This is a genomic window from Psychrobacter sp. bablab_jr014 (assembly GCF_016464015.1).
Taxonomy (GTDB): domain Bacteria; phylum Pseudomonadota; class Gammaproteobacteria; order Pseudomonadales; family Moraxellaceae; genus Psychrobacter.
On sequence record NZ_JACDXT010000021.1, the window covers coordinates 23,701 to 37,939 of the forward strand.

The window sequence follows — 14,239 nt, forward strand, 5'->3', positions numbered from 1 at the left end:
CTGCCTTTGATGAATACAACGAAAAGTTAGGTTAAAAGGTTAAGCCGCAAGTGCGTTATCTAGTGCCAATGTCAGTCGCGTTAATACCTCGTCTAGCTCCTTGCGAGTGATGTTGAGCGGTGGTAATAGGCGCAAGACCGTGCCAGCGCGCCCACCCTTTTCAATCACCAAGCCTGCTTTAAAACAAGCCTGCTGAATACGCGCTGCCAAGTCGCTGTCGGCAGGATAACTGCCATCAACATCAGCGCTCGTATTTGGATTAATAATCTCTAGCCCCAGCATCAGCCCGCGTCCGCGCACATCGCCAATTTGCGGATAGCGCGTTTGCAAGGCTTGCAGTTGTCCTTTAAACCACGCGCCGACTTCATCGACATACTGCGCTATGTCATTGGCGTCGAGATAATCAATGGTCGCAAGCCCTGTCGCCATCGCCAGCTGATTGCCACGGAATGTACCTGAGTGGTTGCCCGCCTGCCAAACATCATGCTGCTTTTTGATGCCCAGCACCGCCATCGGTAGCCCGCCACCAATGGCTTTGGACATCACCACCATGTCAGGATCAATACCCGCATGCTGATAAGCAAACCAGCGCCCCGTACGGCAAAATCCTGTCTGCACCTCATCAACAATCATCAAGATGCCCAGCGCCTTGGTCACGCGGCGCACCTGCTGTAACCATTCGATGGGCGCAGCATTGACCCCGCCTTCACCTTGCACCATCTCCAAAATCACTGCCGCAGGTTTGGTGACGCCGCTTTCAATATCGGTTAAAAAACGCTCAAAATACGTGCTGTGCGCTTGAATACTTTGGGTTTTTGGCAGACCAAAGGCGCAGCGGTAGCCATTGGGATACGGTAAAAACTGCACCGACCCCATCAGCCCCTCAATACCTTGCTTGGGCGACAGATTGCCCGTGACCGCAAGCGCCCCATGCGTCATGCCATGATAGCCACCGCTGAAGCTGATGATGCCCGTACGCCCTGTAACCTGTTTGGCCAGTTTTAGTGCCGCTTCGACTGCATCTGCGCCTGTCGGCCCACAAAACTGTAAGCAGTATTCATCATCTTTTGTTGATAACAGGTTATAGATACGCTCACTAAAGGCATCTTTGAGTGGTGTAGTGATATCCAACGTATGCATAGGCAGATGACTGTCTAAAGCGCGCTGAATGCTGTCTTTGACCACTGCATGATTGTGCCCCAGCGCCAGTGTGCCTGCCCCTGACAAGCAGTCGATATATTCATTACCCTCAACATCGGTAATCCAAGCGCCTTTCGCCGAAGCGATGGCAAATGGCAGCTTACGTGGGTAGCTGCGCACTTTAGATTCAAACTGGTCTTGGCGGTCGAGATAGCGTGTATTGGTAGCACGCTCAGCAGTTGGTGTGTACATAAGACTTCCTTTATTGCTTATAGCTCGTGTATTTTTAGAGCAGTCAGGACGCATCTTCAATTCAAACGTCTACGATTAAATGATTTAAAAATGACTAAATCTTTGGCAAACCGTGTCAAATAGCTCGTTAATATTTCAATATTATTTGCGCTACTTCCATTGTGTACCTGCAATTTATCTCATTGTTATCACCATCTTTAATATGAAGACACGTCCTAGACATAAAAAATAGTAATGAATAATATCGATAGTTTTAGTAAATAATAATAAAAATAATAATCATTATCATTTGAGAGGCGTATTATTGACCAGTAATTGATTCCTGTCAACCAAGTGCAAATTTTTTCTTAAAAAACTGGTTCATGCGGCAGCAAGGTTTTTTTTAATAAAAAACAGATGTCAAAAAAAATAATACCTTGCACGCACAGCCAGCCAAGGCCAAATAATGACCAAAATTAAAAAACAAAAGTTCTCTTATTTTTATTAAAAAATTACATAATACTTACAATATATCTAAATAATGCCATGCCCTAAAAGCTTATTAAGCTGCTCTTTATATATATTTGCTTTAACGCGCCGCCATCGGCACTTTACGAATCAGCCACAGGAAGTACGCGCCACCAATCAAGGCGGCAATCGTGCCCGCTGGTAGCTCATAAGGAAACATTACATAGCGCCCAAGCCAATCAGCAATGACCATCACGCCTGCCCCTAAGAGCGCCGCAAGTGGCAACTGACGTTTTAGCTTGACCGCGCCCATTGATGTCGCCAAATGCGGCACCATTAACCCCACAAAGCTGAGCGGTCCGACCGCGAGCGTGCTTGCGGTGCTGAGCAATGCCACCAATATCAGTAGCGCAACAGTCACAGGGCTCACCGCCACGCCCAGATTGCGTGCCACGCCAGCACCTAGCCCCAAGATACGCAGCGGTTTTATAATCAGTAGGCTCATCATAAAAAGCAGCAGCGCAATGCCCATCAGATACCAGACGGTGCTGGGCATGGCGCTATAGGTTGTGCCCGACAGCCAACTGAGCATCGCCTCCAAGCGCGGGTCGCCTGAGAGCTTAACCATGTGCATCACGCCATCCATCATCGCCGCGATACCCACGCCAACGAGCAGTAAATAGCCTGAGCTGACCTTACGCGCCAGCCAAATGACCAGTAGCAGCACCGCAAATGCACCTGTCAAACCCGACCCAAGCAATGTGCCTGCACCAGCGGACAGACCAAGCATCGGCAAGAATAAAAAACCACCAATCACGCCAAGCGCTGCGCCTGAGCTGACCCCGAGTACTTCAGGGCTTGCCATCGGGTTACGCGTCAAGGTCTGTATTAGCACGCCCGCTACTGCCAGCATCAGCCCCGTTGCTGCTGCACTTAAACTACGCGGCAAGCGGTACTGCTCAGTGAGTGCCCACTCAGTGCTCAATGTCCAACCCTGAACATCTTGGACAACTAAAGATGCGGCGAACAGCAAGCCCATAACTGCAAACCCCCAGCGCCACAGACGTACAGATGTTTGTGTGCCATTGATGGTCGGCGTCACCACCGTCTCGATACGGTCATGACGCTGACGCAAAATGAGCCAAATAATCAGCGGCGCACCCAGTACGCCCGTCATCGCCCCCGCAGGAATTGGCATACCCGCTATAGGTTCAAGCAGCAGCGCGGCATTGCTGGTTAATAACAATAAAAGCGCCCCAAAGCTAAAGGCGGCAACAAGGCGCTTGCCAATCGCTGAAATTCCCAGCGCATTGACCATACTTGCCGCACCCAAGCCCACAAAACCAATCAGACCAACTTCACTGACCACCAGCGCGGTGACTACTGCCACCAACAACACGACGATAGCGCGGATGCCTTGGACAGGCACACCTAAGCGCTTGGCTTGAAAGTCATCCAAGCTCATCATACCAAGCGGCTTTAATAACGGCAGACAAGCGACCACCAATACGACTGTGGCCAATGCCAGTAGCATACTGGTGTGCCAGCTGTTTTGGGTCAAAAATCCTGCCGCCCATGACATCATGCCGTTGCTTTGCTGTGCAAAAAACAGCACCAGCACGTTAGCCAGTGCCGCAAGTAAAATATTGACCACCAAACCTGCCAGCACCAAAATCAGCGCATTAAAGCGACTGGCCGCCGCTAAAGCAAACACCAGTCCCATACTGGCAAGCGCACCGATAAAGGCAACCACCATACCGCCATGAATCGCAAGACTGGGCAAAAACAAGCTGACAACCAATATCGCCAGCTGCGCGCCTACGCCTACGCCCAGCGTGGTGTCTGAAGCCAGCGGATTTTTAACGAGCTGTTGTAATAAAATACTGACCGCGCCCAGCAGTCCGCCTGCGAGCAGCGCCACAACACTGGTGGCGACCAACGTCAGCTGCGTGACCATGCTGTCCATATTGAGCTGCATACTGGGCAATAATAGATCGGTGAGCGGCCTGTGCCAGTCACGTGCAAGGAGCGCCCAACTACTAGCAACGACCAACAGCAAAAGTCCGCCGAACATTACCCATAATTGCCAATGTATAGCGGCAGTATCGGCTGCTTTCGGTTTAGGGGGCTGCGGCGGTTTTTGGGACTGCATGGATGTGGGCGCGTGCTTGTGGTGGTTGTCTGTCGATGTGCTGCTGGTACTCATGATGCTGCCCCGCCTTGTAATTCTGCTGCTGATACGTTGTTGGCCAAGCTGACCAGCGATGACATGCCGCCATAAATCCATACAGGCGTCAGCTCACCCATACAGCGAGATTGCCCATAACCCAAGCGCTGCCAAATCAGACTGTCTTTAATCTCAGCACGCGTAATGGGACTTAACGGCTCGATAATCAGTAAGCACACATCGTCATCTAACTTTGCCAAATCACCGACACGTTTGGGCACAAAGCCATACGCATTGCCTTCGCCCAAGACAGCGAGTTCTTTATCCATCGCATCAAAGGCGGGTTTAAATAAGCTGTTATTCACATACATTCGCACGTTATTGGCATCAGAAAATTGCACCACAGCGAATTTTTTGACCTTAGGATAGCGTGCTTGTAACTGCGCGCCTGCTTGTGTAATGGCGTGTTTACTTTTTTTGATATAGTCTTCTGCAGATTTTGGCTCACCAATCAGCGCACCCAATGTACGAGTCGGCTCGGTATAGTCTGCCCATGTCGCGACCTCCCCCTTTGCTGCAAACATCACCGATTCAGCAGGGACATCGCCATACAGGTTACGTGCATGTTGATAAAAGGGGTTGTCAATCACCATATCTATTGGTAGCTGGGCAATCAGCTCGGCATTGGGCTGATAACGTATACCCAAATCAGTGATATCGTCAGGCAAGCTTGGCGTTTCGACCCATCTGTCCCACATCCGCACATCGCCCGTCGCTATAGGCGCATGACCCATTGCTGTCAAGGTCGCGGCATTACCCCAGTCGGGAGTGACCACTTGTCTCGGCGTCGCACTTGTTTTCTGAGGCTCTTCCGCCATATGCTGAACGAGAGGATCATGGCCACTCTGCGCTTGCCCACAACCGCTAAGGATACCACTGGTTATGAGGGTCAAAATAAGTGCCAGCGATGTAATGTTACCTTGTGACTGCGGCGCAGGATTTTGAGGTTTTCGGGCATGCAAAAGTGCGTGCGCGGTATCGATGGATAAGCGGGCACGTAAACAAGTAAATAGAGCATCAGCAAACATAGCGGATTGTCTTTTTAATAGAGAAGAGAAAATAAGAAATAGCAGCAGAAGGAGACTCAAAGAATCGGTCTCCTTTAGACAAGTAGAAATGGCATCCAAGCCACGCAAGCGCGATTAAGCAACTGCGACAGGCTGACCCGTCACAGGGTGTGTCAAAAGCTGCATAGTGACATTAAAGATATCGTGTAAGATGCTTGGCTGCATGGTACTGGCAATGTCCCCATTGTGACAAATGCGTCCGCCTTTGAGTGCGATAATACGATCTGCGTACTGTGCGGCCAGATTAATATCATGAATGATAATGACCACGCTCAAGCCTTGCTCATCAACGAGACGGCGTATCAGCTCAATCACCTCTATTTGATAGTGCATATCAAGCGCGGCAAGCGGTTCATCGAGTAGCAGATAATCGGTGTCTTGTGCCAAGCACATCGCCAGCCAAGCCCGCGCCCGTTCACCGCCTGATAGCGTGCTGGTCAAGCGATCAGCAAAGCGTTCAACTTGCGTCACACGCATCGCCTCAGTTACTTTTTCATGATCAAGCGCGCTGGGTTTTTGTAGCCACTTTTGATGCGGATAGCGCCCAAGCATGACGAGCTCACGTACCGTAAATCCCGCTGCTTCGGGCAGTTGCTGCGGCAGATATGCCATCTTGCGTGCCAGCGCCTTACTGCCATAATCACTGATGCTGCGCTCATCGAGAGTAACGTCACCTTCAGAGCTTTTCATCTCGCCTGCCAAGGCTTTGATTAACGTCGATTTTCCTGAGCCATTGTGCCCAACCAATGCTACCAGCTGACGCGCACCCACCTCAAAGCTGACGTTATCGAGTAAGGTATTGCCTTGACGGTTGATGGTCATTTGATTGACACGTAACATAGCGACCCTTTTTTGTTCATAAATATTTCAGCGCTTTTTAGACATCAACGCTTTTTAGATAAAAATGAGCTGCTCGCTCACTTTGGGCTTGACTGTGACTGATTTTACTCGCAAACGATAACAAAAACAATTATCATTAATCAAAAAATTTGCTATTGTTGCCTCACACTTTTAAGAAACGAATATTCCTATGCGCCAGTATCCCGCTCTATCCACACCAAGCAATACCTACACTCCTTTTGATATGAGTTCTGCACGTAGCTTACTCACTGACCCTGAGATTGCTCATATCATCGACCATTTAAACGAAGAGCATGTCGACGAGTTGTGCGGCTTTTTGACCGCCTTTAGTCCATTAACGCTCGACAACAGTGACGACATTGATGTCAAAATCCGTGAAGTATATCCTGAGGGTATCGTGATTGTGGCAGAACCACTCTCTTTGCATACTGCACACACCAATAGCGCCATTATAGACAAAGCCGAAGCTCATTTTGTTGCTTTTGACACCCCAGTATCACAGTTGAGCGATTTGCGTAGTCAATATATTACCCTCAAGCAAAAGGCAGACAAAAAACGTGGTAAAAAAACCATCAAAATTACTGAGCAACACTTTGAGGTAGAAGACAGCGCCCTTGTCAGTGCCAATATGCTGCGCGTGACACTCAGCAATACCCCCAACCCTACCTTACCTGTGCCATTTGAAGATGCAGGCTATGCGTATCTGTTCGACCTATCATACGCGCAAAAGACCCATCCTGAACGCTTTGCTGCTGTCGATGAACCACGGGAACACTGCTATTACACACTGCGAAAGGCATGGCAACAGGACGGTATCAACCGCGCATGGGTCGATGTATTTTTGCACGGTGATACATCAGGTGGGACATGGGCGTCAACGTTGCAAGCAGGCGAGCCTGTCCTTACCAAGCGTGAGTTGCCAGAAAAGATAGGTCACTTACAAACAGGGCAAACGCTGCTGATTGCTGATGAAACGTCCATTCCGACCGTCGCCCGCCTGCTTGAACTGTGGGACAATCCGCTAGCGCCTATCGTGCTGTATGTCACAGGTGACGCCCGTGACCAAGACTATTTAAACAGTATAGAGATGACGCCTGACCTACGCGCACGCTGCACGTTTTTGCCTTTAGTCACAGGCGGTATGAACGCAGGTAAGGACTTGGCCGTACAGATCGATAACGTGTTGGCAATGCACTTAGCAGACACCCCGACAGATATCGAAAAAGTATGGGGCGCGCTCGAAGCACAAACTGCCAAAGCCCTGCGCGGTAAGTTAAAAACCCGCCTTAACCTGTCTCGTAGTGATGTGGTGGTTAAGGTCTATTGGCGCTATGACGGCTAAAATTTTACCTATACATTAAATATTCGCTTTAGCCTTTTGCTGTTCTAGATACTGTCCGAGCCAATCTAAAAACGCTGGGCTGGTGGTGGCAACATTCAGGCGCAGATAGGTGGATGCGCGGGCATCAGGGTAAAACAGCTGCCCTGGCGCGACCAACCAGCCTGCTTCATACGCCGCCATCGCAAGTAGAGCAGTATCGGTCTTAGTATCCACCCAAACGAACAATCCTGCCTGCGTGTGTTCGGGGTATATGAGTCCTATGGCAGGCAAAGCAATACGCAGCTGCTGATGCGCGGCATAGAGCTTTTCTTGTACTTTTTTGATTTGGCGGCGATATTCACCATGCGTCCACAACCTATGTATCACTCGCTCACCAAACTCAGGCGTCTGCATGGTGTTGAGCATTTTTATGCGTAATATGCCATCGACCAAGCTCTCAGGACAGGCCAACATACCCACACGCCAGCCTGACGCCATAGATTTGGCAAACCCTGTGGCATACAGCACGCGCTCGAATTGGTCTAAACTGGCATAGCGCAAGACATTTTTTTGTGGCTCAAACGGCGCATAGAGATCATCTTCAAAGATATACACATCATGCTGATGCATCAGTTTTAGCACTTGGTGGGCGCGGGCGGGATGCAGATGATACGAGGTCGGATTGTGTAGCACGCTGTTAGTCAGATACATCTTAGGGCGATGCTGATGGCACAGCGCTGCCATTTGCTCGATATTTGGCCCTTCATGGTCACGCTCGACCCCGATGACGCGCAGACCCTGCTGCTGCAAACAGCTCGACAACCAAAACCACCCTGGGCTGTCTACCAGCACCACATCGCCCGCTTGTGTCAGTAGTTGCGCTGCCATCGTCACCGCTTGCGATACGCCCGCCGTGGTAACAATATGCGCCGCATTCGTATGCATACCCATACTGCCTAGTTGCTGCGCCAATTGTTCACGCAGTGGCAAATAACCCTGAATCTCACCGTATTTATAAATAAAATGATCGACTTGTTGGGTAACTTGGCGTATTGCCCATGCCATCTTATCATTATGTACCCACCCATCAGGTAGCGTACCGATACCTGAGGCACACTCGTGCGGTATCTCACCGAACATCTTAGGCACGAGCCAGCGACTATCAATCACCATTGGCGTATTACGCGAGGCTTTTGTACTGGATATAGCAGATGAGACTTGCGGACTCACGTAGTAGCCTGAGCTGGGCTTCGCGGTCAGTACATTGGTCGCGACCAGCTGTTCATATGCCTGCACCACTGTAAAGCTAGATACCCCAAGCAATTTTGCCAGTTTGCGTACCGAGGGGACACGCTGATTGGGTTGATATGTCTGCCAGTCGATACGCTGCTGTATCCACTCGGCGACCGCGTCGGTTTTGGTTAGTTTTAAATTCAGTTGATACGTCTCTATCATCACGCCCACACCTGTCTACGCCGCTATAAAAACAATCGCTCATCGTTAGCCCTACAAGCAACTGTCTTGCCATTAGCAACTATACACTTTGTTAAGTGTCAAGCAAACTGTATCGGGAGTGTTATGGTCACCTGCCTTATAGTGAATCATTCCTAACCTGAATCGATAACAACAAAGGAATCACACTTCATGGGCGCAAGCATATCACTGACAGGCAGCCTCACCGCATTGGCAGTATTTATCACCATCAATTCTATTACACCAGGCCCAAATAATCTTATGCTACTGCATGGCAGTATCAAGCGTGGATTTTGGCAGTGCCGCTGGCATATTCTGGGTATCACCGCAGGGGTACTTGTCATGCTAGCGCTCAGCTATTGGGGCATGGCTGCACTTATTGTGCGTGTGCCTATACTCATGATGACGGTCAAGGTCTTAGGCACGCTGTATCTACTGTGGCTCACCTATCAGATGGCAAAAAGTGATTTTGTGGCGATTGTCAATACAGCCCTTGCACAAGAACGTCAAGGACATACGTCCGTACAAAAAGGCTTTGGCGAGCTGCCACTGAACCTTTGGCAAGCAGCAACGTTCCAATGGCTGAACCCAAAAGCGTGGACAATGACCATGGTCGCGCCCAGTATCGCAATGGTACAAGTCAATCAAGCAGGCGGCTTACCTCTTGCCACTGTCCTGCTATTGCTGCTTTGCGCCATAATCAACATCACTTGCATCAGCTGCTGGGCGGCAGGCGGGCACTGGCTGCGGCGACTTATTCACTTGCCGCGTCTGATACACGGTATTCACGCACTCATCGTACTGATGACGCTGTATTGTGCGGTGTCACTGTGGCTCTAGGACGTGTCATCAATTAACCGATTGAGCCATTTAGGTTTAAACTAAAGACACGCCCTAAGACGCTAATAAAACGTGTTTGCTTTTTTGATACGCCGACAAGCCATCATGACCCAGCTCTCGTCCGATGCCGCTTTGTTTAAAGCCGCCCCAGCCTGCTTCAGGTAAGACAATTTGTTGCTCATTTATCCAAATATGCCCTGCTTGTAGCTGCGCGGCCATCTCAAGTGCTGCCGTTTCATCATGGCTGACAATCGTCGCCGCCAAAGCAAACGCGCTGTCATTTGCTAAAGCAATGGCGGTCTTGTCTTCTGCAAAAGCTGCACTGACCAATACAGGGCCAAATATCTCTTCTGTCCATAGCTGGCTAGTCGTTGGTACATGGGTATAAATGGTGGGCTGGACGAAATAGCCTGCGCCTGCCAGCACCTCACCCTCGCTTGCCTTTACGAGTGCCACCAAAGTATGATTCGTCTACTTCGATTTCGCCCTCGAATAGACCAGGGGCTTGACTATTCTCGTAAATAAGCACTCGTAGCCCATGAAAGTAATAACTGGCTGTCGTTTTATTAACACCAATTAGGCTTGCTGCTGTTCTCGCGGTAGAACCAGCAACAAATGACTCGATGAGTCTGTTTTGTTTATACCAACTTAGTTTACTCTTTCTCATAGTGCTACCCTAAATATTTTTGCTTATCTAGGACAGCCCCATTATTTTTTTTCATATTAATCATTCCTTAAATTTAACAATATGCCAAAGTACAGCAACGCTTATTTATGCGCCCAGCTATTTGACCACCTCAAAAAACTGCTTCGATGGGTTGTACATATAATGGGTAATATCTGTCGTGCGCGGTGCTATCTCTTTATCAGTATCATAGTTGATTAATGTATTCTCTATCGTCACAGTCAGCGGATAAAAGCCATCAGTCATCGGCTCACGTCGCTGATAGCGGACACTCCCCTCACCCTGATGATGGATAGATTCGCTCGCTATCTCATTGCGATAGTCAATCATTACCTCAGCGACGGGCTTTATCTTGCCCTCTATTGCTGCATGCATCACCCACAGACAGGCATCATTCCCGCCTTTGCCGTCACAATACCTACCTGTCCACGCGTATTTGTCTGCGCCGACTTCTGCAAGGTCAAAATTATGCAGCTGGCTTCTACCGCTACCACCTGTATAAATAAGCGGCTCGCTGGCAGACATGACCCACATATCATCCATTTTATACAGCTCGAACAGACCGCCAATACCCGTATCCGCATTGCTGGTATTGCCATCGTAGACGTAGCCTGACACCAGCAGATACAGCCGCATCTCACCGCCTACTTCTTCTACCTCGTATTTGATAGGCGCGACACAGTAGTTGGTCTTAGACACGTGCTTGTTACCATTGTAACTGTAGGTTTCTTGACCGTGATACAGGGTGCAGCCACGCAGCTTGTCATAGTCTGAGCCATAGTTGACCGACATGACATTATTGATGGCTTTGGCAATGTCTGGCGGAATGGGCATTTGCGGTAGCGTCGGTATCTGCGCGCTTGCCAGTGTGGTCAAGGATGTCAAAAACACCGCCACTACCGTTGTCCATAGTGGACGGGCGCGGCGTGCGCTATTGGTTGGATAATGTGTCATAGAGGATGATGTTCTCATTAGAATACAGGTGTAGGGCTATTTAAAACAGCGCCGAATAATTGCCTTAAAAATAAACTAATGTTAATATTATTTTCAAAACATTGCTACTCTGTAAATACAGATAAATACGCAAATTGACCGAAAATCGACCATCACGGCATGGTAGCTGATGATGCTAGATCACGTGTTGGCTCATACGGCGCTGCCGTATTCTACTATTGTTAGAAATTTAGGAGAATTTTTTGAAAAAGATTTTACCTTGGTTGGTAGGCGTATTGGTGATATTTGCGATTTATCTTTATGCCTCACCCTATATCGCGCTGCATGGCATCAAAACCGCTGTAAAGCAAAAAGACGCTGACAAGCTGTCAGGTTATATTGATTTTCCTAGTGTTAAACAAGGCATAAAGGATCAAGTCAAAGCGATTATGGTAAAAGAGATAGCATCCAGCGATGAAGAAAACGGCTTTGAAGCATTGGGTGCTATGCTAGCGACCGCGATGATAGACCCTATCATCGATAGCGCAATTACCCCTAATGGCGTAGCGCTGATGTTTCAAGGGCAAGCGCCAGATTTTGGTGTAGCGGATGACAGCATTCAACAGGAACCCCAAGACAAACACATCAACTATCAGACCAGCTATCTGTCTGTCAATCGTTTTAAGGTACAGTTAAACAATACCAATAATGATCAAAGCATCAGTGTGATTATGCATAGAGATTGGCTGAGCTGGAAAATTACCAGAATCGTCTTTCCTTTGGATACTGACTTACAATCTGATATGAGCTTTGATGACGCTATGACCACCAGCTCAATCAACACTGAGGCGAGCGACGATCTAGATATTGACCACATTGAGATTTATGACAGCGATGCGCTTGACACCGCGCAGCAAGAGTTGGACGCTGCTGTACAGTCATATGCTATGGACATCGCAGAGACACCCGAAGCCAGTGACGCTATACAGGTAACTGAGACGCTCACACCCGCCCAAGCAGCATATATTGACTACCTTGTTAATAACGATATAGACGTACCACAAGACATGATCGATTCGTTAAATGACTTTACCCTCGGTGATGGTACAGAGGCTGATTTGCGTCAGTTTATTATCGAACGCTCTGGTTATGAAGATGATTATCGTGCATTGGAAGACTGTCGCAATCCAGACCTGACAGAGGCACAGTTTATGAGTACCTGTACTTGAAAACTGGCTCACTAATGACACACCCTAGCCACATCAGCGCGCTATCCAACGCGCGGATGTGGCCAGTCGTGCTGGATGACTGCGGTTTTATGCGTCTGTTAGCTTAGCCACCTGTGCTGCCGCATCCGCAACACGAATCTCCCCTGACATTAATTTGGGTAAAAGAGTGGCGCGGAGATTGGTTAAACTTCTTATTTACTCTAAATTAAACTCAATTTTTTTATCCAATGTACCAACTATTGTTTCAAAATAAACAATAATTTCGTCTTCAAGCTTAATCTGATTTAGAGATTTGAAAGTCTTTTGATTAGTACTTCCAAAAACTGTCCCTTCGCCTTCATACATATCAAAAACTTCTCTTAAATGTAGCAATGCCCTCCTTGAGCCGTGATGTTTTATCATGGATTCATGGTAGCGCATGTATAGTAGCGTGTAGGTGTTAGCGACTCGATGTTAAACATCTGAGGTTACTGACTTCATGTTAGTAGGCTACTTTATCAGATATGCGCCGTTACGAGTAGCCCAATACCAGCGGGCTACGCATACCAAAAACAAAAAAACCAAGGCATCACACCTTGGTTTTTATTCATACAAACTGGTAAAGGCTTAGGGCGTGTCCCTATTTTAAAAATGGTGATAAAAATGAGATAAATCGCAGACAAACAAGGAAAATAGCGCAGGTAATATCGAGATATTGACCAGCTATTTGACGCCGCTTGGCAAAGATTTAGCCATTTTTAGCCCATTTAGTGATAAACGATTAAATTAGGGAGATGCCCTAGTCAATAAAGCTGAGCCAGTCCATATATTTTTCATTGCGACCGTGCACCACATCAAAGTATAGGGTTTGCAACTTCTCAGTCAGCTCACCACGTCCACCGTTACCGATGGTACGGTCATCATATTCGCGAATCGGCGTGACTTCTGCCGCTGTACCTGTCATAAAGATTTCATCAGCCAGATAAAACTCGTCACGGGTGATACGACGCTCAACGACTTTGATACCCAAGTCTTCAGCGAACTGAATGATGGTACGGCGTGTGATGCCATCCAGCGCGCCACCTGCTAAATCAGGGGTGTGTAATTCGCCGTTTTTCACGAGGAATAAGTTTTCGCCTGAGCCTTGGCACACATAGCCTTGTGGATCCATCAAGATGGCTTCGTCATAGCCATGACGGGTAACTTCTTGGTTTGCCATGATAGACACAGGATAGTTGCTTGAGGCTTTTGCCTTACACATGGTCACGTTTGGCAAATGGTGCGTGTACGATGAGGTTTTGACGCGGATGCCGTTTTTGATGCCTTCTTCACCAAGGTATGCGCCCCAATGCCATGCAGCGACCATCGCATTGATGCTGTTGTCACGCGATGACAGACCGAGCTTTTCAGCACCGACCCAGATCAGTGGGCGAATATAGGCTTCTGCCAGACCGTTTTGTTTCACCACGTCTTTTTGGGCTTGTTCTAGCTCTGCAGCGTTAAACGGTACGTCCATTTGGAAGATACGCGCTGAGCCAAGCAGACGCTCGGTGTGCTCTTTTAGGCGAAAGATGGCAGTACGGTTATCAGCAGTTTGGTACGCACGCACGCCCTCAAACACTGCCATGCCGTAATGCAAGCTGTGGGTCAATACGTGGATATTGGCATCTGGCTGCTCAATGATGGTGCCATTCATCCAAAGCTTGCCGTCTTGTGTTGCCATGTTCATTGAATAATCCTTATGCTAGCGCGGGTCTAACTCTCTTGTGAAAATAAATATAATGA

Annotated in this window: 12 protein-coding genes and 1 pseudogene; 3 read left to right on the forward strand and 10 right to left on the reverse strand. The window is 48.5% G+C overall.

Annotated elements, in window-relative coordinates; all coding sequences use genetic code 11:
• Window positions 1-39 precede the first annotated feature (39 nt).
• The 4 genes from JIE71_RS06405 to JIE71_RS06420 all read right to left on the reverse strand — a co-directional run bounded on the left by JIE71_RS06405 (window position 40) and on the right by JIE71_RS06420 (window position 5,973).
• Window positions 40-1,392 (reverse strand): diaminobutyrate--2-oxoglutarate transaminase family protein, encoded by a 1,353-nt coding sequence (locus tag JIE71_RS06405; protein WP_228284569.1) that lies wholly within the window; start codon window positions 1,390-1,392, stop codon window positions 40-42.
• A gap of 568 nt (window positions 1,393-1,960) precedes the next feature.
• Window positions 1,961-4,045 carry a Fe(3+)-hydroxamate ABC transporter permease FhuB gene (gene fhuB, locus JIE71_RS06410; protein ID WP_199507911.1) on the reverse strand — a complete coding sequence of 695 codons (2,085 nt, stop codon included), beginning with the start codon at window positions 4,043-4,045 and terminating at the stop codon, window positions 1,961-1,963.
• Window positions 4,042-5,094: an ABC transporter substrate-binding protein gene (locus JIE71_RS06415; RefSeq protein WP_228284570.1), complete on the reverse strand. Its 1,053-nt coding sequence runs from the start codon at window positions 5,092-5,094 to the stop codon at window positions 4,042-4,044. The genes fhuB and JIE71_RS06415 overlap by 4 nt, the downstream gene beginning before the upstream one ends.
• 114 nt (window positions 5,095-5,208) lie before the next feature.
• Window positions 5,209-5,973, reverse strand: coding sequence for an ABC transporter ATP-binding protein (locus JIE71_RS06420; protein ID WP_199507912.1), 765 nt, complete (start codon window positions 5,971-5,973; stop codon window positions 5,209-5,211).
• Between the two features lie 190 nt (window positions 5,974-6,163).
• Here JIE71_RS06420 and JIE71_RS06425 point away from each other — a divergent pair, with 190 nt between their 5' ends.
• On the forward strand, window positions 6,164-7,336 hold the full coding sequence (locus tag JIE71_RS06425) for a siderophore-interacting protein (RefSeq protein WP_199507913.1): 1,173 nt from the start codon (window positions 6,164-6,166) through the stop codon (window positions 7,334-7,336).
• Window positions 7,337-7,351: 15 nt separating this feature from the next.
• On the opposite strand, the gene JIE71_RS06430 is transcribed toward JIE71_RS06425, so the two are convergent.
• Window positions 7,352-8,770, reverse strand: coding sequence for a PLP-dependent aminotransferase family protein (locus tag JIE71_RS06430; RefSeq protein ID WP_199507914.1), 1,419 nt, complete (start codon window positions 8,768-8,770; stop codon window positions 7,352-7,354).
• 189 nt (window positions 8,771-8,959) lie between these two features.
• Between JIE71_RS06430 and JIE71_RS06435 the strand changes: the two genes are divergently transcribed.
• Entirely contained in the window at window positions 8,960-9,628 is a 669-nt protein-coding gene (locus tag JIE71_RS06435) for a LysE family translocator (protein WP_199507915.1), read from the forward strand.
• Window positions 9,629-9,682: 54 nt separating this feature from the next.
• On the opposite strand, the gene JIE71_RS06440 is transcribed toward JIE71_RS06435, so the two are convergent.
• The 3 genes and pseudogenes from JIE71_RS06440 to JIE71_RS06450 all read right to left on the reverse strand — a co-directional run bounded on the left by JIE71_RS06440 (window position 9,683) and on the right by JIE71_RS06450 (window position 11,267).
• Window positions 9,683-10,084: an aldehyde dehydrogenase family protein gene (locus tag JIE71_RS06440; RefSeq protein ID WP_323126917.1), complete on the reverse strand. Its 402-nt coding sequence runs from the start codon at window positions 10,082-10,084 to the stop codon at window positions 9,683-9,685.
• A pseudogene (locus JIE71_RS06445) lies at window positions 10,059-10,295 on the reverse strand (IS1595 family transposase); the annotation flags it as partial. The gene JIE71_RS06440 and the pseudogene JIE71_RS06445, both read right to left, overlap by 26 nt.
• A 117-nt stretch (window positions 10,296-10,412) precedes the next feature.
• Window positions 10,413-11,267, reverse strand: a complete 855-nt coding sequence (locus JIE71_RS06450; protein ID WP_199507917.1) for a hypothetical protein — start codon at window positions 11,265-11,267, stop codon at window positions 10,413-10,415.
• Window positions 11,268-11,509: 242 nt separating this feature from the next.
• On the opposite strand from JIE71_RS06450, the gene JIE71_RS06455 reads away from it, so the two are divergent.
• Entirely contained in the window at window positions 11,510-12,475 is a 966-nt protein-coding gene (locus JIE71_RS06455; protein ID WP_199507918.1) for a DUF2939 domain-containing protein, read from the forward strand.
• Between the two features lie 195 nt (window positions 12,476-12,670).
• Here the strand turns inward: JIE71_RS06455 and JIE71_RS06460 are convergent, their stop codons facing one another.
• Both JIE71_RS06460 and JIE71_RS06465 read right to left on the reverse strand, forming a co-directional pair.
• The gene (locus JIE71_RS06460; RefSeq protein WP_199507919.1) at window positions 12,671-12,895 is read right to left on the reverse strand and encodes a hypothetical protein; all 225 of its coding nucleotides are present in this window, start codon (window positions 12,893-12,895) and stop codon (window positions 12,671-12,673) included.
• Between the two features lie 358 nt (window positions 12,896-13,253).
• Window positions 13,254-14,183, reverse strand: coding sequence for a branched-chain amino acid transaminase (locus JIE71_RS06465; protein WP_199507920.1), 930 nt, complete (start codon window positions 14,181-14,183; stop codon window positions 13,254-13,256).
• Window positions 14,184-14,239: the final 56 nt, after the last annotated feature.